Source organism: Haloarcula sediminis, from assembly GCF_035656455.1.
Classification (GTDB): Archaea; Halobacteriota; Halobacteria; order Halobacteriales; family Haloarculaceae; genus Haloarcula; species Haloarcula sediminis.
Genome location: NZ_JAYMGA010000007.1, coordinates 95,282 through 117,385, shown reverse-complemented (window position 1 = coordinate 117,385; position 22,104 = coordinate 95,282). Strand labels below are relative to the sequence as shown.

24 protein-coding genes are annotated in these 22,104 nt (G+C 68.5%); 18 read left to right on the top strand and 6 right to left on the bottom strand.

Annotated features, from left to right (window positions below):
• The first annotated feature begins 194 nt into the window (after nt 1-194).
• From hemL to prs, 3 genes are all read left to right on the top strand, one after another.
• Nucleotides 195-1,532, top strand: a complete 1,338-nt coding sequence (gene hemL / locus VJ162_RS13080; protein WP_324664908.1) for a glutamate-1-semialdehyde 2,1-aminomutase — start codon at nt 195-197, stop codon at nt 1,530-1,532.
• On the top strand, nt 1,529-2,440 hold the full coding sequence (locus VJ162_RS13075; RefSeq protein WP_324664906.1) for an HVO_0234 family beta-propeller protein: 912 nt from the start codon (nt 1,529-1,531) through the stop codon (nt 2,438-2,440). Before hemL ends, VJ162_RS13075 begins: the two co-directional genes overlap by 4 nt.
• 168 nt (nt 2,441-2,608) lie before the next feature.
• On the top strand, nt 2,609-3,463 hold the full coding sequence (gene prs / locus VJ162_RS13070; protein WP_324664905.1) for a ribose-phosphate diphosphokinase: 855 nt from the start codon (nt 2,609-2,611) through the stop codon (nt 3,461-3,463).
• A 9-nt stretch (nt 3,464-3,472) separates the two neighbouring features.
• Here prs and ileS read toward each other — a convergent pair whose 3' ends face one another.
• A complete protein-coding gene (ileS, locus tag VJ162_RS13065) occupies nt 3,473-6,676 on the bottom strand; it encodes an isoleucine--tRNA ligase (protein ID WP_324664902.1) in 3,204 nt (1,067 codons plus the stop codon).
• 124 nt (nt 6,677-6,800) lie between these two features.
• Here ileS and VJ162_RS13060 point away from each other — a divergent pair, with 124 nt between their 5' ends.
• The 6 genes from VJ162_RS13060 (at nt 6,801) to VJ162_RS13035 (ending at nt 11,295) form a co-directional block, all read left to right on the top strand.
• Complete coding sequence (locus VJ162_RS13060) at nt 6,801-7,163, top strand: DUF7344 domain-containing protein (RefSeq protein ID WP_324664901.1); 363 nt, start codon at nt 6,801-6,803, stop codon at nt 7,161-7,163.
• Between the two features lie 103 nt (nt 7,164-7,266).
• Nucleotides 7,267-8,040: a pyrroline-5-carboxylate reductase gene (gene proC, locus VJ162_RS13055; RefSeq protein ID WP_324664900.1), complete on the top strand. Its 774-nt coding sequence runs from the start codon at nt 7,267-7,269 to the stop codon at nt 8,038-8,040.
• Entirely contained in the window at nt 8,033-8,872 is an 840-nt protein-coding gene (gene proB / locus VJ162_RS13050) for a glutamate 5-kinase (RefSeq protein WP_324664899.1), read from the top strand. Before proC ends, proB begins: the two co-directional genes overlap by 8 nt.
• Nucleotides 8,865-10,196 (top strand): glutamate-5-semialdehyde dehydrogenase, encoded by a 1,332-nt coding sequence (locus VJ162_RS13045; protein ID WP_324664898.1) that lies wholly within the window; start codon nt 8,865-8,867, stop codon nt 10,194-10,196. The genes proB and VJ162_RS13045 overlap by 8 nt, the downstream gene beginning before the upstream one ends.
• A gap of 14 nt (nt 10,197-10,210) precedes the next feature.
• Nucleotides 10,211-10,846 (top strand): uracil-DNA glycosylase, encoded by a 636-nt coding sequence (locus VJ162_RS13040; RefSeq protein WP_324664897.1) that lies wholly within the window; start codon nt 10,211-10,213, stop codon nt 10,844-10,846.
• Between the two features lie 32 nt (nt 10,847-10,878).
• Nucleotides 10,879-11,295, top strand: a complete 417-nt coding sequence (locus VJ162_RS13035) for an HIT family protein (RefSeq protein WP_324664895.1) — start codon at nt 10,879-10,881, stop codon at nt 11,293-11,295.
• Here the strand turns inward: VJ162_RS13035 and VJ162_RS13030 are convergent, their stop codons facing one another.
• Entirely contained in the window at nt 11,296-12,123 is an 828-nt protein-coding gene (locus VJ162_RS13030) for a DUF6517 family protein (protein ID WP_324664894.1), read from the bottom strand.
• Nucleotides 12,124-12,247: 124 nt separating this feature from the next.
• Between VJ162_RS13030 and VJ162_RS13025 the strand changes: the two genes are divergently transcribed.
• Nucleotides 12,248-12,973 carry a ParA family protein gene (locus VJ162_RS13025; RefSeq protein WP_324664892.1) on the top strand — a complete coding sequence of 242 codons (726 nt, stop codon included), beginning with the start codon at nt 12,248-12,250 and terminating at the stop codon, nt 12,971-12,973.
• Here the strand turns inward: VJ162_RS13025 and VJ162_RS13020 are convergent.
• Nucleotides 12,970-13,347, bottom strand: a complete 378-nt coding sequence (locus VJ162_RS13020; protein WP_324664890.1) for a universal stress protein — start codon at nt 13,345-13,347, stop codon at nt 12,970-12,972. The genes VJ162_RS13025 and VJ162_RS13020 overlap by 4 nt on opposite strands.
• Nucleotides 13,348-13,517: 170 nt before the next feature.
• On the opposite strand from VJ162_RS13020, the gene VJ162_RS13015 reads away from it, so the two are divergent.
• The gene (locus VJ162_RS13015) at nt 13,518-14,255 is read left to right on the top strand and encodes a ribonuclease H-like domain-containing protein (RefSeq protein ID WP_324664889.1); all 738 of its coding nucleotides are present in this window, start codon (nt 13,518-13,520) and stop codon (nt 14,253-14,255) included.
• Here the strand turns inward: VJ162_RS13015 and VJ162_RS13010 are convergent, their stop codons facing one another.
• On the bottom strand, nt 14,256-14,885 hold the full coding sequence (locus tag VJ162_RS13010) for a rhomboid family intramembrane serine protease (protein ID WP_324664887.1): 630 nt from the start codon (nt 14,883-14,885) through the stop codon (nt 14,256-14,258).
• An 89-nt stretch (nt 14,886-14,974) separates the two neighbouring features.
• Between VJ162_RS13010 and VJ162_RS13005 the strand changes: the two genes are divergently transcribed.
• The 3 genes from VJ162_RS13005 (at nt 14,975) to VJ162_RS12995 (ending at nt 15,990) form a co-directional block, all read left to right on the top strand.
• Nucleotides 14,975-15,265 carry a hypothetical protein gene (locus VJ162_RS13005; protein ID WP_324664885.1) on the top strand — a complete coding sequence of 97 codons (291 nt, stop codon included), beginning with the start codon at nt 14,975-14,977 and terminating at the stop codon, nt 15,263-15,265.
• Between the two features lie 6 nt (nt 15,266-15,271).
• Nucleotides 15,272-15,697, top strand: coding sequence for a GIY-YIG nuclease family protein (locus tag VJ162_RS13000; RefSeq protein WP_324664883.1), 426 nt, complete (start codon nt 15,272-15,274; stop codon nt 15,695-15,697).
• 74 nt (nt 15,698-15,771) lie between these two features.
• Entirely contained in the window at nt 15,772-15,990 is a 219-nt protein-coding gene (locus VJ162_RS12995; protein WP_324664882.1) for a hypothetical protein, read from the top strand.
• Nucleotides 15,991-16,186: 196 nt separating this feature from the next.
• Here the strand turns inward: VJ162_RS12995 and VJ162_RS12990 are convergent, their stop codons facing one another.
• Together VJ162_RS12990 and hisA are read right to left on the bottom strand one after the other, a co-directional pair.
• Nucleotides 16,187-17,434 carry an MFS transporter gene (locus VJ162_RS12990; RefSeq protein ID WP_324664880.1) on the bottom strand — a complete coding sequence of 416 codons (1,248 nt, stop codon included), beginning with the start codon at nt 17,432-17,434 and terminating at the stop codon, nt 16,187-16,189.
• On the bottom strand, nt 17,435-18,166 hold the full coding sequence (gene hisA, locus VJ162_RS12985; protein ID WP_324664879.1) for a 1-(5-phosphoribosyl)-5-[(5-phosphoribosylamino)methylideneamino]imidazole-4-carboxamide isomerase: 732 nt from the start codon (nt 18,164-18,166) through the stop codon (nt 17,435-17,437).
• 106 nt (nt 18,167-18,272) lie between these two features.
• Between hisA and VJ162_RS12980 the strand changes: the two genes are divergently transcribed.
• The 4 genes from VJ162_RS12980 to VJ162_RS12965 all read left to right on the top strand — a co-directional run bounded on the left by VJ162_RS12980 (nt 18,273) and on the right by VJ162_RS12965 (nt 22,083).
• Nucleotides 18,273-19,145 (top strand): hypothetical protein, encoded by an 873-nt coding sequence (locus VJ162_RS12980; RefSeq protein ID WP_324664878.1) that lies wholly within the window; start codon nt 18,273-18,275, stop codon nt 19,143-19,145.
• Nucleotides 19,146-19,225: 80 nt separating this feature from the next.
• On the top strand, nt 19,226-20,431 hold the full coding sequence (locus tag VJ162_RS12975) for an inorganic phosphate transporter (RefSeq protein WP_324664876.1): 1,206 nt from the start codon (nt 19,226-19,228) through the stop codon (nt 20,429-20,431).
• Nucleotides 20,432-20,512: 81 nt separating this feature from the next.
• Nucleotides 20,513-20,902: a ferredoxin Fer1 gene (gene fer1, locus VJ162_RS12970; RefSeq protein WP_262179006.1), complete on the top strand. Its 390-nt coding sequence runs from the start codon at nt 20,513-20,515 to the stop codon at nt 20,900-20,902.
• Nucleotides 20,903-21,057: 155 nt separating this feature from the next.
• Entirely contained in the window at nt 21,058-22,083 is a 1,026-nt protein-coding gene (locus VJ162_RS12965; RefSeq protein ID WP_324665121.1) for an A24 family peptidase C-terminal domain-containing protein, read from the top strand.
• The last annotated feature ends 21 nt before the right edge of the window (nt 22,084-22,104 follow it).

Here is a 22,104-nt window from a genome sequence, read left to right as displayed (position 1 = left end):
ACGCATCGCGTAGCGACCCTCGCTTTCTGTTGTACTGTCCGACGGTCAGTGCCGGCCGGGGGGTCGGACCGCTCGGCGGTCTCCCGACCTGACACGGACGGCGCCCGCTGTGCCGGCTCGCGGCCAGCCGACGATGGCCCGGGCGTCCCGTCTGACCCAACAGTTTCTTTCACCCCGCTACCGAAGCCGGCGGTATGAACCACGAGCAGTCACGCGACCTGTACGACCGGGCCCTCTCCGTGATGCCCGGCGGCGTCAACTCCTCCGTGCGGGCCATCCGCCCGTACCCCTTCTTCATCGAGAAGGGCGACGGCGGCCACGTCATCGACGCCGACGGCAACCGATACATCGACTACGTGATGGGGTATGGCCCGCTGCTGCTCGGTCACGACCAGCCCGAGTCCGTCCAGTCGGCGGTCCAGCAACGCGCCGCCGAGGGGCCGATGTACGGCGCGCCGACGGAGGTCGAGGTCGAACTCGCGGAGTTTGTCGCCCGGCATGTCCCGAGCGTCGAGATGACTCGCTTCGTGAATTCGGGGACCGAGGCCACCGTCTCGGCCGTTCGTCTCGCCCGCGGCTACACGGGCCGGGACAAAATCGTCGTGATGCAGAGTGGCTACCACGGCGCCCAGGAGTCCACGCTGGTCGAAGGGGCGGGCGACCACACCGCGCCGTCGAGCCCGGGCATCCCCGAGAGCTTCGCCGACCACACGCTCACGGTTCCGTTCAACGACAGCGAGGCCGCCCGCGAGATCTTCGCCGAACACGGCGACGACATCGCCGCCGTCCTCACGGAACCCATCCTCGGCAACTACGGCATCGTCCACCCTGTCGAGGGGTTCCACGAGACCCTCGAAGAGCTGTGTGACACCCACGGCTCGCTGCTCATCTTCGACGAGGTCATCACCGGCTTCCGGGTGGGCGGGCTCCAGTGTGCCCAGGGGAAGTTCGACATCGACCCCGACATCACCACCTTCGGGAAGATAGTCGGCGGCGGCTTCCCGGTGGGCGCTATCGGCGGCAAAAGCGAGATCATCGAGCAGTTCACGCCCGCCGGCGACGTCTTCCAGTCGGGCACCTTCTCGGGCCACCCCGTGACGATGGCCGCCGGCCTCGAAACGCTGCGGTACGCGGCCGAAAACGACGTCTACGACCACGTCAACGGGCTGGCAGACCAGTTGCGCTCCGGGCTACAGGACATCCTCGAAGACCAGGCGCCCCAGTACACGGTCGTCGGGACGGACTCGATGTTCAAGGTCATCTTCACGCGCAACGCACCCGACTCATTTGAGGGGCACTGCGAGAGCGGCTGCACTCAGCGGGAGGACTGCCCCCGCTACGATACCTGTCCGAAAAACGGCGGCGACGTGAAACGCGCCGAGACCGAGCGCTGGGAGCGGCTGTTCTGGCCCGCGATGAAAGAGCAGGGCGTGTTCCTCACCGCCAACCAGTTCGAGTCCCAGTTCGTCTGTGACGCCCACACCGAGGAAGACATCGAGGAGACCCTGGAGGCCTACAAGACCGCCATATGAGCGACGACGTCCTCTCGCTGTCCGAAAAGCGGATGTACGGCCGGACCCGCCCGGAGACTCACGCCTACGTCGCGTCCGGGCTCGGGGTCACGCGTGTCGAGACCGCCGGCGGACAGATCGGCCGGTTCACCCTCGCCGAGCGCTGTTCGGCCCGCGACATCGCCGGCGCGAACGGGGAGATAGCCGTCGCCACCGACGAGGCGGTCCTGATTTCGACCGACGACGGCTTCGCCGCCGCCGGCTTCGGCCCCGCGACGGCCGTGGGCTACGACGCCGACGGGCTGGTGGCCGCCGGGGAGGACCGGATCGCCCGCTACGACGACGGCGAGTGGTGGGAGATGGGCGAGGTCGCCGACGTGCGGGCCCTTTCCGACGACCTCGTCGCGGCCGCCGACGGCGTCTACGGGCTGCCCGGCTGCGCGTATCTCGGGCTCCACGACGCCGCCGACGTGGCCGGCCCCTTCGCCGCCACCGCCGACGGGCTCTACAGGCGCGACGCCGAGGCGGGGACCGTCGGTCCCACGAAAAACTGGACGCCGGTCAGGTCCGGCGCCCACGGCGTCGTCGCCACGGACGGCGCTCGGGGCCAGTCACCCGGCGCAACTGACGGGGGGCGTGTCCAGCCCCCCGAAGCAAGTGGCAGGGGGCGTGTACACACCGCCGACGGGGACACGCTCTATGAACTGACCGACCACGCCGGCGCCAGCCCGGACCCCCACTGGCGTCCCTGTGATCTCCCCGTCCGCGAGCGTGTCGTCGACGTGGCCTACGGCGAGGACACCTACGCCATCACCGAGGACGGCACCTTCCTCGTGAACACGGCCGACGACGCCACCGCCGACGGGCGGGGCGGCTGGCGCGGCCGCTCGCTCGGCGTGCCCGAGGTCGTCGGCGTGGCGGTGGCGTGACCCGCTACTGCCGGTGACACAGCCGACAGGTTTCTGCCGGCGACACAACTGACGGGCGGGACTTTCTGTCTGTTTGCAGTGGTGCTGGCGTACATACCGACGAAGCTCCACACGGTTACTAGCCCGCGAATCGAAAAGCGGTTTAGCCCGGCCAGTTACCCCTCACACATGATTATCCCCGGTGCGGAGACACAGGCGTTTGCGGCGGCTCTCTCGGAGGCGGCCGACGAACGGCTGGGACGGGTCGAGTACGAACGGTTCGCCGACGGGGAACACGTCGTCCGCGTCCCCGAGGCCGTCGCGGGCGAGCGGGCGGTCGTCGTCGCCTCCACGGTCGACTCGGACGCCCACGTCCAGGTGCTCCAGCTCCAGGACGCCGCCCGCGAGGCCGGCGCCAGCGAGGTCGTCACCGTCCTGCCGTACATGGGCTATGCCCGCCAGGACCAGGCGTTCAAACCGGGCGAGCCGGTCTCCTCGCGGGCGATGGCCCGGGCCGTCTCGACGGGGACCGACCGCGTTATCACCGTTAGCCCACACGAACCGGCCGTCTGTGACTTCTTCACCGTCCCGGCCACCCACGTCGACGCCGCGTCGGTGCTTGCCGACCCGCTGCCGGATGCCCTCGATGACCCGCTCTTTCTCTCGCCCGACGAGGGCGCTATCGACCTGGCGGAGACGGTCCGGGCGGCCTACGGCGGGGGCGAGACGGACTTCTTCGAGAAAGACCGCGACTACGACAGCGGCGACATCACGATTACGCCGAGCGACGCCGCCGTCGCGGGGCGGGACGTGGTGCTGGTCGACGACATCATCGCGACCGGCTCGACCATGAGCGAGTCCGTCGCCGTCCTGAACGACCGCGACGCAAAGCGCGTGTTCGTCACCTGCGTCCACCCGATGCTCGCGAGCAACGCGCTGACGAAACTGTCGAGTGCCGGCGTCGAAGCCGTCTACGGCACCGACACCTTGGAGCGGGCGGTCAGCGAGGTCAGCGCCGCGCCCGTGGTCGCAGACGAACTATAGCGTGCTCGCTTAGTCCGACGCCTCCGCCGCGGCGACCGGATTAACGGCGATCTCCATCTCGACTCCTTCCACGTCCCACGTCTTGCGGTGGCCGTCTTCCACGCCGTCGAGTTCGTCGGCCCGGACCTCCTCTCTGATGAGGTCCTCGTGCTCTCGGACCAGCGAGTCGACGCGCTCGTCGTCGATAGCCAGGTCCACGACGATGCGGGCCTCGATATCGAGTTCCATGTCCTTGCGCATCTCTTGGACCCGGCGGATGACTTCTCGTGCATAGCCCTCGCTCTCGATGTCCTCGGTCAGCGCCGTATCGACGTAGACGACGCCGCCGCCGTCCAGCGCCTCGAACTCCGTGCCGGTGACGCCCTCGGGGGTCTCCCGGCGGAAGGTGACCATCTCCTCGGTCAGCTCGACGTCCTCCCCCAGCGCGTCGACGACCGACTCCTGGAGCGTCGCCAGGGACGGCTCTGCGATGCTGGCCTCGTTCATGGCGTTCATCACGCGACCGGCGTCGTCGCCGAAGGCGGGACCGAGCTCGCTCATGTCGGCCTCGGCCGAGTAGTGGAGTTCGCCCCACTGGTCGCCGGCGCCCACCACCTCGACGGCGCGCGAGTTGAGCCGGTCGGCGACGATGGCCTCCTGGGAGCGCACCGCGTCGGCCACGCTCTCGCTGTCCGTGTCGACGACGACGCGCGTGACGGGCCAGCGTAGCTTGCGTTCGGCCTGCTGGCGGGCGTTCGAGCCGGCCTCCTCGACCTCGCGGACGACCTCGATCTCGTCTTCCAGTTCGGGGTCGTGCAGGCTGTCGGTCGGTTCCGGCCAGTCACACATGTGGACCGTCGGGTGGCCCGCGTCGCCAGTCAGCGAGCTGTACACTTCCTCGGCGACGAACGGCGTGAAGGGGGCAAAGAGCGCAGCTACTTCCTCAAGCACGCGGTACAGCGTGGCGTAGGCGGCCTGTTTGGAGTCGCTGTCTTCCTCCTCCCACATCCGCTCGCGGACGACCTGGATGTAAAAGCGGGAGACGTCCTCGACGACGAAATCGAGCAGCTCGCCGACGGCCTTGTCGTTCTCGTAGTCGTCCATGTGGTCGGTCATGGCCGACTTCACGGTCTGGAGCCGCGAGAGGACCCACTCGTCGACGAGTTCGAGCGAGTCACGCGTCGATTCGACCGTCGTCTCCTCGGGGTCGAAATCGTCCGCGCGCATGTACGGCAGCGGGAAGCGGGCGACGTTCCAGAGGATGTTGAGCCGCCGTTGCATCTCGCCGGTCTCCTCCCAGGAGAAGTTCATGTCCTCGCCTTGGGCGTTCACCGACAGCAGGAACAGCCGCATCGGGTCCCGGCCGTGTTTCTCGATGACCTCGTGGGGGTCGACGAGGATGCCTTTGGACTTCGACATCCCGCGGCCGTCGGGCATGTTGGCGTAGCCGTGCATCAGCACCTCCTTGTAGGGGACCTCGCCGGTCGCCGCCGTCGACATGCCCAGCTGAGACCAGAACCAGCCGCGGGTCTGGTCGTGGGCCTCCATGATGAGGTCGGCGGGCCACAGGTCCTCGAAGGCCTCGGTCTCGGCGGGGTAGTCGACGGTGCCCCACGTCGCCACCGAGGAGTCGAGCCACACGTCGAAGACGTCGCCGACGCGGCTGTAGGTGGTGCCGTCTTCGGTGATCGTCAGGTCGTCGACGGTCCCCTTGTGGAGGTCCACGTCCTCGGGGTCGATGTCCTGGTCGACGCGGTCGGCGAGTTCCTCGCGGTCGCCGACGACGATGGCGTCGTCCATATTACCGGACCAGTCCTCGGGCAGCCAGATGGGGATGGGAATCCCCCAGTAGCGCTGCCGGGAGACGTTCCAGTCCGGGGCGTCCTCGACGAAATCGCGGAAGCGGTTGTCGCGGGCCCACTGGGGGTGCCACTCCGAATCCTCGATGTTCGCAAGCAGGTCGTCTTTGATGTCGGTGACCGTGATGAACCACTGGTCGGTGACGATGCGGACGATGTCCGTGTCACAGCGCCAGCACTGCCCCTCGCGGACGGTGTGGCCCTGTTCGCTTGAGAGCAGGTGGCCGTTCTCGTCGAGGTCGGCGATCACGTCGTCGTTGGCGTCGCGAACGAAGGTGTCGGCGTACTTCCCGGCGGCGTCGGTGTAGGTGCCGTCGCTGCCGACCGGACAGAAGATTTCCAGCCCAAGCTCCTGCCCGCGCTCGAAGTCCTCCTCACCGTGGCCCGGCGCGGAGTGGACGAGTCCCGTGCGGTCGGCCTCGACGTAGTCGGCGGTATAGACCTGCCCCGACCCTTCGGCCTTGGCGTGGTCGGGCACTTCCTCGGCCAGCGGGTGGTCGTACGCCCAGCCCACGAGGTCCTCGCCGGTCAGCTCCTTGACGACCTCGTAGTCGTCGTAGCGGCCGGCCTTCAGCACGTCCTCGACACAGGCTTTGGCGACGTAGAGGCGCTCGGTCTCGCCGCCTTTCGTCGCGTCGACGCCGACGTACTCCAGGTCGCCGTCGGCGGCGACGAACGTGTTGGCGACGATGGTCCAGGGCGTCGTCGTCCAGATGACCAGACTCCCCTCGCGGTCGGAGAGGGGGAACTTGACGTAGATAGATGGCTTGCCGACGTCGTGGTACTCGACCTCGTTGTTGGCGATGGCGGTCTCACACCGGGGACACTGGTTGATGGAGCGTTTGCCCTGCTCGACCAGCCCGCGCTCGTGGGCCTGCTGGAACCCCCACCAGGCGGACTCCATGTACTCCGGCGAGAGGGTCTTGTAGGGGTTGTCCCAGTCCATCCAGACGCCGAAGTCCTGGAAGTCGCTCTGTAAGCCTTCGAGTTGCTCGTTGGCGAAGGCCTTGCACTCCTCGATGAAGTTCTCCTCGCCGAAGCGCTCGATGTCTTTCTTGTTCTCGAAGTCCAGGCGCTCCTCGACTTTCGTCTCGATGGGCAGGCCGTGCATGTCATAGCCCGGCCGGTCGGTCACGTCATAGCCCTGCATCCGCAGGTAGCGGATGTAGCAGTCTTTCAGCGTCTTGTTCCACGTCGTCCCCATGTGGGCGGCCCCGGAGGTGTAGGGCGGCCCGTCGACGAAGAAAAAGTCCTCCCCGTCGGCCCGGTGCTGCTTGGTCTGCTCGTAGGCGTCGACGTCGTCCCAGTAGTCAAAGACCCCCGACTCCACGCTCTCGGGGTCGTACTGGTCGTCGACCGCGGCGAACCGTTCCATACCGGGCCTATTCGCCGCCGGCATTAAATGGGAATCGGTTACACTGTCGGCGCACGCGCGTTAGCGGGTGGGCCGCATTTTTCCGGCAGCTAACTCATACCGGTGGGCGGCGTTCTCACGGGTGATGCAATCCCAGTCTCCTCTCGCCGACCACGCGGGCGACGCGTTCGACCTCCTCGGCAGCCACCGCCGGCGGCTCCTGCTTGCACGGGTCAGCGAGGCCGACGGTGCGGTCCCGCTCGACTGGCTCGCCGGGCGAGTCGCCGCCGACGAGGCGGGGACGGCCACCGAGGCGGTCACCGAACGCGAACGCGAGCGCACCGCGGTGTGGCTCCACCACGCCGACATCCCGCCGCTCTCGGCCGCCGGACTGCTCCGGTACGACCCGGGGCGCGGTCTGGTCTCGGCCGGGGACCTCCCCCTGGAAGGCGAGGAGTGGCTGGAGATGCCGGTCGTCGAGGCCCTGGAAGCCTGGAACGGCCGCTGAGGGCGGTGCCGCCGGCGGCACTCTCGCGTGTGGACCCGGTCCCGGGCCCACACGCGAGGAAAACGTAGTTACTATCTGTCGCTTGTGTGTGTAGCTACTACCAATGGTACATACGAGCGTCATCGGTTGCGGAAATATGGGCAGTGCGCTGGTCACCGGCCTCTCGAAGGCCGGCGGTCACACCATCGTCGCGTGTGACCTGGACCCGGACGCACTCGCCGCGGTGGCCGACTACGCCGACGAGACGACCGACGACATCTCGCGGGCGGGCGAGTCCGACGTGGTCTTCGTCGCGGTCAAGCCCGACATCGTCGAAGCGGTCCTCGCGGACCTCGATCTCTCGGCCGACCAGACGCTCGTCACTATCGCCGCCGGCGTCCCGACCGACTTCGTCGAGGCCCGCACCGACGCCCGCGTCGTGCGCATCATGCCCAACCTCGCCGCCGAGACGCGCGACATGGCCGCCGCCGCCACCGGCGACCTCACCGACGAGGTCCGCGAACTCCTCGCTGACGTGGGCGAATTCGCCGAAATCGAGGAGTCCCAGATGGACATCGCCACGGCGGTCAACGGCTCCGGCCCGGCCTTTGTCTTCTATTTCATCAAGGCCATGACCGAGGCCGGCGTCGCCGGCGGGCTCGACCACGAGGAGGCCCAGACCCTGGCCGCACAGACGTTCAAGGGCGCCGCCGAGACGGTGGTTCGGGACGACCGCTCGGCCGACGAGCTCATCGACGCCGTCTGCTCGCCCAACGGGACGACCATCGAGGGCATGGAGGTGCTGTGGGACAGCGACGCCGACGCGGCGCTGAAAGACGCCGTCACCGCCGCCGAACGCCGCTCGGAGGAACTGGCGGCCGACTTCGACGATGAGTGAGGCCGTCTCCGAGACGACGCTCGCGGCGACCCGACAGCTGGCGGCCGACGCCGAGCGGGTCATCGTCAAGGCGGGGACGAACTCCCTGACCGACGAGGAGTCGAACCTCGACGACGCCAAGCTCGACAAACTGGTCGACGACATCGAGGACCTCCTCTCGCGGGGCAAAGAGGTCCTGCTGGTCTCCTCGGGCGCGGTCGGGGCCGGTATCGGTCGGGTCGGCAACGGTACCGACACGGAGACCGTCGAGGAATCCCAGGCCCTCTCGACGGTGGGCCAGAGCCACCTGATGCGTCGCTACACGGAGAGCTTCGAGCGCTACGACCGCAAGGTCGCCCAGATACTCATCACCGAACACGACCTCGACAACCCCGAGCGCTTTACCAACTTCCGCAACACCGTCGAGACGCTGCTGGAGTGGGGCATCGTCCCCATCATCAACGAGAACGACGCCATCGCAACCGAGGAGCTCCGAATCGGCGACAACGACATGATATCGGCCTCCATCGCCGTCGGCGTCGAGGTCGACCTGCTGGTCACGCTCACGGACGTCGACGGCGTCTACACCGGCAACCCGAAAGAAGACGCCGGGGCCGAGCGCATCGAGGCCGTCGGCCGCAACTACGCCGCCGTCGAGGACATCGTCACCGAGAGCGCGACGGGCGGGTTCGGCGGCATCCAGACGAAGGTCCGGGGCGCCCGCGACGTGGCCGAACACGGCATCCCCGCCGTCATCGCGGGGTCGGCCGAACCGGACGTGCTCCGGAAGGTCGCCGACGCGGAATCGGTGGGCACAATATTCGTCCCTATCAACGGAGAGGTAGATGACTGAGACAGACACACACGAGCAGGTGCGACAGGCGAACCGGGCCGCACTGCGGCTCGCGAACGTCGACGCCGACCGGCGCGACGCCGCGCTCGCCGAGATCGCCGACGCGATCCGGGCAAACAGCGAGGCCATTCTCGAAGCCAACGACGAGGACGTCGAGGAGGCCGAACGGATGCTCGCCGAGGGCGAGTACACGCAGGCCCTGGTCGACCGGCTCAAGCTCGACGAGGGCAAACTCGAAAGCATCGCCGGGATGGTCGAGTCCGTCGCCGGCCAATCAGATCCCCTCGGGGAGACGCTGGCGGCCCGGGAGCTCGACGAGAACCTCGAACTGTACAAGCTGTCGGTCCCCATCGGCGTCGTCGGGACCATCTTCGAGTCCCGGCCCGACGCCTTGGTCCAGATAGCCGCCCTGGCGCTCAAATCCGGGAACAGCGTCATCCTCAAGGGCGGCAGCGAGGCCAGCGAGTCCAACCGCGTCCTCTACGAGACGATTCTGGAGGCCACTGCCGACCTGCCCGACGGCTGGGCCACGCTCATCGAGGCCCACGAGGAGGTCGACGCGCTCCTGGAGATGGACGACATGGTCGACCTCGTGATGCCGCGTGGCTCCTCGGAGTTTGTCTCCTACATCGAGGCAAACACCCAGATTCCCGTTCTCGGACACACGGAGGGGGTCTGTCACGTCTACGTCGACGAGGCGGCCGACCTCCAGATGGCCGAGGACATCGCGCTGGACGCGAAGGTCCAGTACCCCGCGGTCTGTAACGCCGTCGAGACGCTGCTGGTCAACGAGGCCGTGGCCGCGGAGTTCCTCCCCGGCGCCGTCGAACGCTACCGCGAGGAAGGAGTCACGCTGCGCGGGGACGACGCCACCCGCGAAGTCGTCGATGTCGACCCCGTCACCGACGACGACTGGCGGGCCGAATACGGCGACCTCGAACTCGCTATCAAGGTAGTCGAGGACGTCTACGAGGCCGTCGACCACATCAACGAGAACGGCTCGAAACACACCGAGTCCATCGTCACCGAGGACGCCGACACGGCCGAGACGTTCATGACCGGCATCGACGCCGCCAGCGTCTTCCACAACGCCTCGACCCGCTTTGCCGACGGCTACCGCTACGGGCTCGGCGCCGAGGTCGGCATCTCCACGGGCAAGATTCACGCCCGCGGCCCCGTCGGCCTGGAAGGACTCACCACCTACAAGTACTACCTGGAGGGCGACGGTCAGCTGGTCGCAAGCTACGCCGGTGAGGACGCACTGCCCTTTACCCACCGGGAGTTCGACGGCGAGTGGACGCCCGGCCACCTCGCCGACGAGTAACGCCGACGCTCCCGATGGAGTTTCCCGACCCCGACAGCCGAAACGTTCTCGCCGACGACTGCCAGCGCTGTCCCGCACTCGCCGAGAGCCGTGCCTGTATCTCGTGGGGCAACGGGCCGCTGGACGCCGACGTGGTAGTGATCGGCGAGGCGCCCGCCGAGGGCGACCCCGGCGCCGACCAGTGGCGGGGTGGTAATCTGACGGGGATGGCCTACACCTCGCGGGCGTCGGGCCGGAAAATCAGGGAGCTGCTCGCCGACGCCGGGTTCGGCCACGACGAGTGTTATTTCACGAACGCGGTGAAATGCCACCCGGCGGGGAACCGGGACCCGACGGCTGAGGAACTGGCCAACTGCCGGCCGTATCTGGCCGCGGAGGTCGAGACCGTTGGGCCACAGGTCGTGCTCACCACCGGCAAGCACGCCACCGAGACCGTGCTGGCACTGGACGGCGAGTCGCTTTCGGGCTTTCTCGACAGCGTGTTGGAGTCGCGAAAGAGCGACGCGTTGGGGGTTCCGGTGGTCCCGCTCTTGCATCCCAGCTATCAGGAGGTGTGGCGCTCGCGGCTGGGCTACAGCAACGAGGGGTACGTCGAGGCGATAGCGGCGGCGGTGCGGAGTGTGACCGACGGCCGGTCGCCGCCGGAGTAACCTTCATACGGCCGCCGCTCACACCGCCGACTATGGACGACTGCATCTTCTGTCAGATCGTCGACGGTGACATCCCCAGCCGCACGGTGTACGAGGACGACGACGTGCTCGCCTTCCTGGACGCGAACCCGCTCGCGCCGGGACACACCCTCGTCATCCCCAAGGACCACCACGAGTCGCTGAACGACCTCCCCGAAGAACTGGGTAGCGAGGTCATGTCGGCGCTGCACCGCCTGACGCCGGCCGTCGAGGACGCGGTCGACGCGCCCGCGAGCACGGTGGCGTTCAACAACGGCGAGGCCGCCGGTCAGGAGGTTCCCCACGTCCACGGTCACATCGTCCCCAGGTTCGAGGACGACGGCGGCCGGCCGATTCACGCCCTGGTCAGCGACCGGCCGGAGCTGAGCGACGACGAACTCGACGATATCGCGGCGGCAATCAGCGGGTAATCACTCGACGACCAGCGCCGCGTCGACGTCAGCGACCGTCGAGCGGGCCTCGTCGAGTTCGCTCTCGCTCACGTAGCCGTCCGGGCCGACGAGCTCTTTCGAGGTGTCCTCGACGTCGAAGCTCTGGATGCCGACCGCGATGACGACGCTGCTGTCGGTCTCGACGCGGGCCATGTGGAGGTAGGTGGCGTTGGGCGTCTCGCCGCTGACGACGCCGGCGTGGGTCTCGACGGTCACGTCCTGGTCGAGCAGGGTCCCCTCGGCCGTCGAGAGCTCGGTCGGGCCCCGCTCCCACTCGACGCTGTCGCCCTCGCCGACGCCGGCGGAGGTCAGGAACGACTCCGCCTGGTCGCTGGTCAGCATCTCGGACAGTCCGAGGCTGGCCAGCGGGTTCAGCGACTGGCCGGCGACGGTCGCGGCGGGCGTGCTGAGCGCGCCGACGCTGAGCTGGCCGCCCGAGAGCGCGCTGGTGTCCACGTCGTCCAGTGCCCCGGTCTCGTTCGTGGCCGTTCCGGTCGCCGTCCCGGCTTCGGTCCCGAACTCCAGTTCCACGTCCGCTTCGACGTACACCGAGGCAGCGCTTTCGACCGTCGCGGTCACGTCCTGTCCGCCGACTGTCTCGGAAAACTTCCGTCGTTCCGTCCGCTCGACGACCGGGGCGAACCCGAGCTCGTCCTGGTCGGCCTCCGGCAGGACGACCGCGTCAGCGACGAACTCCTGGTCTGTCACCTCGCTACAGCCCGCGAGCAGCCCCGCGCCCGCGGTGGCTCCCGCCAGTTTGAGAAACGTTCGCCGATTCCACGCGCTATCGTTTAGATTAACTGTCATATATGAGTCTCACTTGCTAGTACTGTACGGCCGAGTATATGATAAGTATTCTTATCAATCAGATGAATAACTATAGCTGCCGCCGCACTGAACTTTTTATTTCAGGGCGTTTCCTACGTATCGTATGGACATATCGACGCTCGCGCTGGTCGGGGTCGCCGGCGGCGCCGGGACCACCAGGACGGCCGTGGAGATGGCGGCGACGCTGGGGCGGGCCGACCGCTCAGTTGCAGTGATTGATGCCGCCTTCGGGACACAGGGGCTTGCGACGTACGTCAGCGGTCGCATCACGGACGATATGACCGCTGTCGCCGTCGACGAGAGCGCGTTCGAGGCGGCGCTGTACGACGCCGACTACGACGTTCCGGGTCGGGTCACGTTCTGTCCCGCCCACGCCCCCTTCGAACGCATCGCCCGCGCGAAGGCCCCCGAGGCCGCCCGGGCCGTCGAGACCGCCGTCGCCGACGCCGCCGCCCGGTTCGACCACGTGCTGGTGGACGTCCCGCCGGTCGCGGCCAACCAGGCCGTCGCCGCGCTCGCGGCCGCCGACCGGCGGGCACTCGTCGCGCCGTCGACCCGGCGGGGCGCCGACCTGCTACCCAGACAGCGCGGGCGACTGCGGGATATCGATGCCCCCGCAGATGCCGTCGTCGCCACCCGGACCGACGCCTCCGGTGCGGTCGCCGTCGATGCTGCCGACCACGGCCTCCCCGCGGACGACCCGGTCGGTCCGAGCGCGCTCGACCCCGACTCGCCGCTCGCCCCCGCCGTCGCTACGGCCGTCTCGGACCTGTTCGGCGTGGATCTGGGGCTCGAATTCGAGGAGCCGGGGCTGTTCGACCGGCTCTAGAGAGCCGGTAACGGCACCACGACTACGGGCCGGTCGGCCGCCGAAAGCAGCGCCGTCGCGGTCGACCCCACGCCCGACGCCCCCTCGGTTCCGCCGTTGGCCCCGACGATGACGACATCCGGGTCGTGGTCGTCGACCGCCGCCAGCAGCTCTGCCGTCGGGTCGCCCTCTCGGAGTTCGGTCTCGGGCATTGCCGCCGCCAGCCGCGACCGGGCCACGTTGGCCGCGTCGCCGGCGTCGCGGTCGTGGCTGTCGGGCTCGCGGACGCCGACCACGACGACGCTGTCCTCGTTCGGGTCGAGTCGCCCCTCCAGGTAGTCGGCCGCCGCCGCGGTCACGTGGACCGACGCGGTGGCAACGAGATAGTCGGTCATGAGTTCCTCTGGGTGGCCCGAGGGTTTCGAGGTTTCGACCGCTGTCGCTTTCGAGGACGCTTCGCCGCTGCTCGCGGGTCGGTTCTCCCCGCTCGCAGTTCGGGGACTCCCCGCGGCCGCTTCTCCGCTACCCGAGAGGTTTACATACACCTCCGCCACTACCGGAGCACGTGCGCGTCGAGAACAGCTTCATCGGGGTCGACGGCGTCGGCGAGCAGACAGAGCGGTCCATCTGGGAGCAGGGTGTCACCCACTGGGATGAGTTCGAACCGGGCGTCGTCGGCGGGAAACGCGGCGACCGCATCGACCAGTTCATCCGCGAGGGCCGCCAGCACCTCGACGCCGCCGACGTGGGCTACTTCGACCGGCAGTTCCCCAGCAGCGAGCAGTGGCGCCTCTACGAGACCTTCGACGACCGGGCGTGTTTCTTCGACATCGAGACCACCGGGCTGGACGAACGCCGCAATCAGGTCACGACCGTCTCCGTACACCAGGCCGGCGAGACCGAGACGCTCGTCGCCGGCGACGACCTCACTGCCGACAACCTCCGGGCGGCGTTTGCCGACGCCGACCTGCTGGTGACGTTCAACGGCAAGCGCTTCGACGTGCCCTTCCTCGAAGCGAACTTCGATATCGACCTCGGGCGCCCGCATCTGGACCTGCTGTACACCTGCAAGAAAATCGGGCTCTCGGGCGGGCTCAAGCAGGTCGAGAAAGATATCGGTATCGAGCGCGACCGGCCCGACATCTCCGGAGAAGACGCGGTCCGGCTCTGGCGCGAACACGAACGGGGCCAGGACGGCTCCCTGGAGACGCTCGTCTCCTACAACCGCGAGGACACCGTCAATCTGCAGCGGCTCGCAGACGAGGTCACGACGCGGCTCGACGAGCGGGTCTTTATTAGCTGATCACTCCACTGCCGGCCGGCGCTTCCGGGCCTGTTTGCCCGGCGCAAGCAGGTGGACGCGCCCGGCGAGAAAGCCAACCAGCAGCCCCGTGAAGTGTGCAAGCAGCGCCACACCGGGGTTGGCCGTCAGCAGGGTCACCGCGGCCGCGAGTACGCCCCCGAGAGCAAGCTGGTGTCGGGGGGCGAGTTCGACGCCCGCGACGAGCCGCTCGGTGAGCGGGTTGCTCCCCAGCAGGTAGCCATACAGCCCCAGGACGGCCCCGCTCGCGCCGAGCACGCTCACCTGCGCGGGCATCCCGGGGACGAGCGTCCCGACGACGCCGGTGAGGGTCACCTGTGTCACCCCCGAGAGCGCGCCGACGCCGACGAAGAAGGCGTGAAACCGGGCGGCCGTCGTCACCCGCTCGACCAGCAGGCCGCCCAGCGCCAGCGCGAGGGCGTTGGCGACCAAGTGCGTGACGCTCGCGTGGGCGTAGACGCTTGTTACCAGCGTCCACGGCCGCGAAAACAGCGGGTTCGACAGCGCGAACAGCCCCCGCCAGCCCACCAGTCCGGCGACCTGCTGGCAGGCAAACACCGCGGCGACGAGCGCCAGCGTCACGGCCGTCGGGCTCCGCCGGAGGGCGTACATACCCAGACTGTGGCGGGCAGCGTACAAGAAAGCCCGGCTACTTTCGTGGTTCCAGAACGCATAGGTGGCTCCGGCGTCTGCTCCCGCGTATGTCCGACCTCACCGACGACCTCGCCGACGCCTTCGGCGAGCGGACCGACGCAGACACCGCACAGGCGGCCGCCGAGAACGTCCAGTCCTTCGCCGAGCAGTACGACGAGGAGCTGACGAGCGAGGCAGTGCTGGACCGCTTCGAGGGCGCCCCCTACGCCGACTTCCGGGAGGCGTTCAACTGGCTCGTGGGCGATCTCGCGGCCGACAACGAGGACTGTACGGACTCCCGGGAGTTCCGCATCGAGGGGTACGGCCCGTTCGGCGCTGACCCCACCATCACCGGCTGACGGCGGATGGACGGCGGGACGTACACGCTCGTGCTCGAACGTGCAAGCGGCGCCACTATCGAGGTGGGCGCGCTGGGTGCCATTGACTTCCCGGCCGGCTGGTACGCCTACACCGGCAGCGCGCTGGGCGCGGGCGGCTTTTCGCGTGTCGACCGTCACCGCGCCGTCGCGGCCGGCGAGAACGACGCCCGCCACTGGCACGTCGATTATCTGCTGGGCGACGACGCGACGGGTGTCGAGACGGTCGTGACGACCGCCGCCGATATCGAGTGTGGCGTCGCGCGGCGACTGGCCGAGGCTGTGGGAGGTGCTGTCCCCGACTTTGGCTGTTCGGACTGTGGCTGTCGCTCCCACCTGGTCCGCTGTGAGGACCGCGAGACGCTGGTCGCAGCCGTCGAGCGGGCCCATGGGGAGGCCAGTGCGTGTGGCTAGTGCCCGCTCGCTCCGACCGAGTGTCCGCCGCAGCCGACGCCAACTTTTTCCCCTCTCCGTCTGTCCCCTGACACATGAGCGACGAACTCCCGACGGAGCTCCGCCCGGAGGACCTCCCGGACGACCCGGACGTGCTGAAGCAGCTGGTCTGTGACCTCTACACGACGGTGCGGGCGTCGGACGAACTCATCCAGGCCCTGGAAGATGGCCCGGCGGCCGACGGCGCGGACCTCGGGTGGCTCACCGAACACCTCGAACCCGACGGCCCGGCGGGACACGACCCCCGGGAGTGAGGTGTGGCGACGCCGGGGCCATCGCTGCGTTTCCGTACAGTCGTGTGCTGACCTTTTCTCACGAGCGCGCTTGAGCGTGGTACCGATACGTGACCGCCAGTACTGTGCTGTCTACTGGCGCGGACGAACGTGACCCGGAGGAGAGAGGTCTCGCCGAGGAGCGACCGCCGGGGATACTCTCACCCCCGGCAACCACCTACCGAACCGTCCGTGACAGCGCGTACGACAGGACGACGGCGAGCAGCGCCAGCGGGAGCGCCAGCAATTGCATCGCCCCCCTGATGCCCGCGTCGCCGATGAGAACACCCATCGCCGCGGGGACGAGGGCGATACCGGCTGCGCTCGTGACGGCGGCGGCCGCGTTGACCGGCGCACTGTGTTCGGGGACGGCCTCGGTCGCGTAGGCAAGCAGCGTCGGGTACATCCCCGAGAGCCCCAGACCGATACAGAAGAGGCCGACGAGCAGGCCAGCCCCCTCCGCGAGGAAGAACGTGTAGCCAAAGGCCGGAATCGTCAGCCCGACCAGCCCGGCGGCAAGGCGGACGTAGCCGACCCGCTCGGCCAGCCAGCCCGTGGCGAACCGGCCCGGGATGTAGGCCACGAGCATCACCGACAGCGACGCCGTCGCGAGCGTCTCGGACAGCCGGCCCTGCGCGTAGGTGGTTACCCAGGTGAACAGCCCGCCCTCGACGCCCGTCGAGAGAAAGAGCGCGACCGCCATCGTCAGGACCGCCGGCTGGCGCGCGATGCGGCGCAGTTCCCCCCAGTCGAGCGGGTCGTCACCGCCCTCGACGGCGGGCGTCGGCAGCGCCAGGGCCAGCGCGACGACCGGGACGAACGCGAGCGCGAGCGCGTAGTAGGCCAGCCGCCAGTCCCCCGCGGCGACGGCGGCGGCCACGAGCAAGGGGCCGGCCGTCGCGCCGAGGGCCCACATCATGTCGTAGAAGCCGAAGACGCGGCCCCGCTTTCGCGGGTAGAGATGCGAGAGCAGCGGTCGGTCGGTCCCCCGGCCGACGCCGGTAAAGAGGCCGCGGCCGAGCAGTGCCGCGAGGAAGAGCCCGAAGGAGGGCGCGACGCCCATCACCAGGATGCCGGCGCCGGTGCCGAGGAAGCCGACCACCAGGAGCCCCCGGGTGTCGAGTCGGCCCGCCACGGCGCCGACAAGTACCACGGCGAGGACGTAGCCGACGGTGCCCGCGGGCGCCACTAGCCCGAGTTGCCACTCGGGCACGTCGAAGCTCCGGCGGAGTGCGGGGATGACCGCTCCGCGCATCTGCAGACCGGCGCCCTCTAGCGTGATGTACGCGAAGATAGCGACCGTCCACCAGCGCCGGCCCGACGGCTCGGGGTCGGCTCGGTCGCTGACCCCACTCCCCTCGACGGCTCGGTCGCTGGCCGTCGCCCCCGCCTGACCACCCTCCGCTCCCGTGGCCGCGTCGCGCATCTACTCGCCGACGGCGCGCTGGGCCGCTTCGAGGGTGAACTCCCCCTCGTATAACGCGGAGCCGACGACGACGGCCGCCGCGCCCGCGTCCTGTAGGGCCAGCACGTCGTCGACGGTGGCGACGCCCCCGCTGGCGATGACGGGGATGTCGACTGACTCGACCAGCTGCGCGACGGGTTCGGTCCGGACCCCCTCAAGTTGCCCCTCCACATCCACGTCGGTAAAGAGGATGCCCGCTGCGCCCAGGTCGGCGTAGCGCTGTGCGGCCTCGGCCGGGTCCAGTCCCGTCCCCTCGGTCCAGCCGGAGACGACGACCTCGCCGTCTTTCGCGTCGAGGCTGACGAGGACGCTGTCGGGGTAGGTCTCGCTTATCTCGGCGACGATATCGGGGTTCTCGACGGCCGCGGTCCCCAGGATGACCCGGTCGACGCCCCGCACTAGCAACGCCGTGGCGTCCTCGGCGGTTCGGATACCCCCGCCAAGTTGCACGTCGACGCCCGCCCCGACCGCGTCGATGACCGCGTCGATGGCGTCGGCGTTGGCTCGCTCGCCCTCGAAGGCGCCGTCGAGGTCGACCAGGTGGAGGGTGCGGGCGCCGGCGTCGACCCACCGCTTTGCGGCCGCCACGGGGTCGCCGTAGGTCTTCTCGGTGCCGCGCTCGCCGCCGACGAGTTGAACCACCTGTCCGTCCTGCATGTCGACTGCCGGGACGACCTCGAACGTCGGGAACATGGCCGTGGGTGGGGCGGCCCCGGTCGAAAGCGTGTCGGTCCCGGCGGCTCCGCCCCGCCCCGGAGCCACCCCACACCCTTATCCGGCCCGACAAGAATTCCCTACCATGTCCGCTGGAATCCTGTTTCTCACGCCGCTCGCCCGCCGGCTGGAGGCCGTGATGTTCGGTCCACACGAACGGAAGTACCGCCTGTTCGAGCAGGCCGTCACCGCCGTCGCAATCGGGCTGGCGCTCGCGTGGGGCCTCGTCGCGCTCGGTGTTGTCCCGGTCGGCGGCGCCACCGCGTCGGTTATCGCGACCGCCGCGAGCGTCGCTATCTCTGCGTTCGTCGTCGTTGGCCTCCTGCAGTTTCTGGTGCTTGCGAACGTGCTCGAACGGACGAACCAGGACGTCGCGACCAAGGCCGCCGAACTCGAAGAAGCGGCCGAACAGCTCGAACAGACCGCCGAGGAGATAGAGACGACCGCCACCGAGGTCGAGACTGCGGCCGAGGTCGTCGACGAGGCCGCCGAGGATGTCGAGCGGACCGCAGACGAGGTCGAACAGTCCGCGGACGCGGTCGAACAGACGGCCGACGAGGTCGAACAGTCCGCGGACGCGGTCGAACAGTCCGCAGACGAGGTCGAGCGGACGGCCGACGAGGTAGAGCAGACGGCCGCCCAGACCGGCGACGACGACGCCGTCGAGACCGTGGCCGAGGCCAAGGACAAGACGACCGAGGTGAAAGACACGACGACGGCGGTCAAGGACACGGCGACCGAGGTGAAAGACGCGGCCACCGACCTGAAAGACAAGACGACGGAGGCCAAGGACAAGACGACCGAGGTGAAAGACAAGACAACCGACGCGAAACGGACCGCCGAGTCGGTCACGGAAGAGGTCGAGGCGGCAAAGGAGACCGCAAGCGACGTCGAGGAGACGGCCGCCGAGAAGCGCGAGCGGCTGGCGGACGACTCGGAGTCGGCCGACGGCACCTGATGGCGCGCTGTGGACTGCTCACTCGGGCCACAGGAACACTGAGACGGTAATCTTTAACGGCGCCACGGTCTCGCATCTGTATGGTCGAGGTTCTCTTCGCGCTCGGTATTGCCGTCGCTATCTTTGTCGGATTCAATATCGGGGGGTCCTCGACGGGCGTCGCGTTCGGTCCGGCCGTCGGGTCGAACACGCTCTCGAAGTTCTCCGCGGCCGCGCTGATGACGGTCTTTGCGATGGCCGGGGGGCTCATCGTCGGTCCCGCGGTCGTCGAGAACCTCGGGAGCAATCTCGTCGGCACGCAGTTCTCGCCGCTCATCAGCATCGTCGTCCTCTTTTTCATCGGGGTCGCGCTGTTCCTCTCGAACGTCGTCGGCGTCCCCGCCTCGACTTCGATGACAGCGGTGGGGGCCATCGCCGGTCTCGGCCTCGCCCGCGGGACGCTCAACGCCGGCCTGATGCTGGAAATCGTCGTCTGGTGGCTCGTCTCGCCCATCATCGCGTTCTGGGTCAGCGGCGTCATCGGGCGGTACTTCTACCCGAAACTGGTCGCGTGGTTCGCCGTCTCCCAGAGCGAGGGGGCCCTGCTCGATTTCGACCGCTCGGGGCCGGTTCCCCGCCCCTCCCTGGGCGAGAACACGACCCGGCGGGAGTTCGTGGGGACCACCGTCGTCATCGGTATCGGCTGTTACATGGGCTTTTCCGCCGGCGCGTCGAACGTCGCCAACGCCGTCGCGCCGCTCGTGGGCAACGGCTCGCTTGACCTCTATCCGGCTATCCTGCTGGGCGGGGCCGCCATCGGGCTTGGCGCCTTCACCATCGCCCGCCGGACGATGGACACCGTCGGAAACGACCTCACGGACCTGCCGCTCGTCGCGGCCATCGTCGTCGCGACGGTCGCCTCGACCATCGTCACCTTCCTCTCGGCGCTGGGTATCCCCGCCAGTTTCGTCATCATCGCCACCATGAGCATCGTCGGGCTGGGCTGGGGCCGGGCGACACGCATGACCCGCCTCTCCGAGACCGTCACCGGCAAGGACACCCCCGACGTCTCTGTCGGCGCGCTGACCGCCGATGCCGACGACGCGCCGACCGTCGGGGGGCAAAAGGGGACGCCCGAACCGACCGAACCTGAGCCCATCGGCGAGGAGTCCCGCGAGGACCTGCCGAAGGCCTCTGACCTGTTCGAACCGGCGACCACCGCCCGCGTCATCTTCCTCCAGAACGTCGTCCCCTCCATCGCGACCGTCGCCGCGTACCTCGTCTTTCGCTTTCTCCCGGTGTTTTGACCCCGCTCCGTCTGTCACAATTGCACGCCCGGCCTGTTCGAAGGGCAAAGTCTAACAGGACGGGGTTCGAACCCGGCTATGATGCCCACGGTAGAGTACCTAAACTACGAAGTAGTGGACGACAACGGCTGGGACATGTACGACGATGACGTCTTCGGCGAGGCCCAGGACATGGACCTCGACGACGAGGACTACGGCTCGCTCGAAGTCAACGAGGGCGAGTACATCCTCGAAGCGGCAGAAGCCCAGGGCTACGACTGGCCCTTCTCCTGTCGCGCCGGCGCCTGCGCGAACTGCGCCGCTATCGTCCTCGAAGGCGACATCGACATGGACATGCAACAGATCCTCAGCGACGAGGAAGTCGACGAGAAAAACGTCCGCTTGACCTGTATCGGCAGCCCCGACGCCGACGAGGTCAAGATCGTCTACAACGCCAAGCACCTCGATTACCTGCAGAACCGCGTCATATAAACACAGACACGTGCGTTCGCTGAACGCGCGATTTCTCGGGAACTCACGTTCCCGTCTCTTCTCCCCGACTAGCCGCTGGACTCCCCGTGGGACAGCCGACGCCGGACGCCCGGTGTTCCGGAACCATTAGGACCGTCGACGTGGCATGGGCAGTCGTGCTGGGGTCGATACCGGACCTGTTGCGCCTGCTCGCCGTCCCCGTGTTCGGCTGGGCGGCCTACCGCGACATCGAGACCCGGCGGGTCCCCAACAAGACGTGGCTCCCGCTGGCCGCCCTGGGCGTCGTGTTGCTGCTCTGGGACACCTACGCCGTGATGAACGGCGGGGCGTTCGGCCGGCCGGCCGGGCCGACACCGGACCGCCTGTTTTTCATCCGTGTCGCCATCAGCCTGGGCTTCGTCGCACCGCTCGCCTACGGCTTCTGGCTCATCGGCGGCTTCGGCGGCGCCGACGCCAAGGCGTTCATGCTCGTCGCCGTCCTCTTTCCCATCTATCCGACCTACTATCTGACCGGGGCGGCACTGCCCCTGGAGCCGTCACGCATTGGCGTCTTCTCGCTGACCATCCTCTCGAACACCGTGCTGGCGGGGGTGGTCTACCCCCTGGGCGTCGCGGCCGGCAACCTCCTCCGGGGGCGCTTCTCTTGGGCGATGTTCCTGGGGAAGCCGGTGGCCGCCGACCGTCTCACCGAGGAGTACGGCCGCCTGCTGGAGGACACCGACGGGTTCACGCGCTCGGGGCTTGACCTCGACGCGCTCCGGATGTACCTCCAGTGGCGCGGCGCGAGCCTGGCGGAACTGCGCGCCGACCCCGCGGCCCACCGCGACCCCGACTCGCTGCCCGCCGACCCGAACCCGCCGGGGGACGGCTCGTTCGCGACGGACGGGGGCGTCGACGACCCCGTGACCGATGGGGCGGCGCCGTCCGACGGCCAGCCCGCCGATGTCCCGTCGGGGGCCGACCCCTGGGGGGCCGAGCGGTTCCTCGACGACATCGAGGGGTCGGCCTACGGCACCGACCCCGAAACGCTTCGGGCGGGGCTGGACGTGGTCGCTGACGCCGACGAGGTGTGGGTGTCGCCGGGCATCCCCTTCCTCGTCCCGATGTTCGTCGGGCTGGTCGCGGCGCTCACCTACGGCGACGTGCTGTACGCGCTGCTGTCGGCGCTTGGCTTCGCGTGACCGTGCAAAAGACCTATCTTC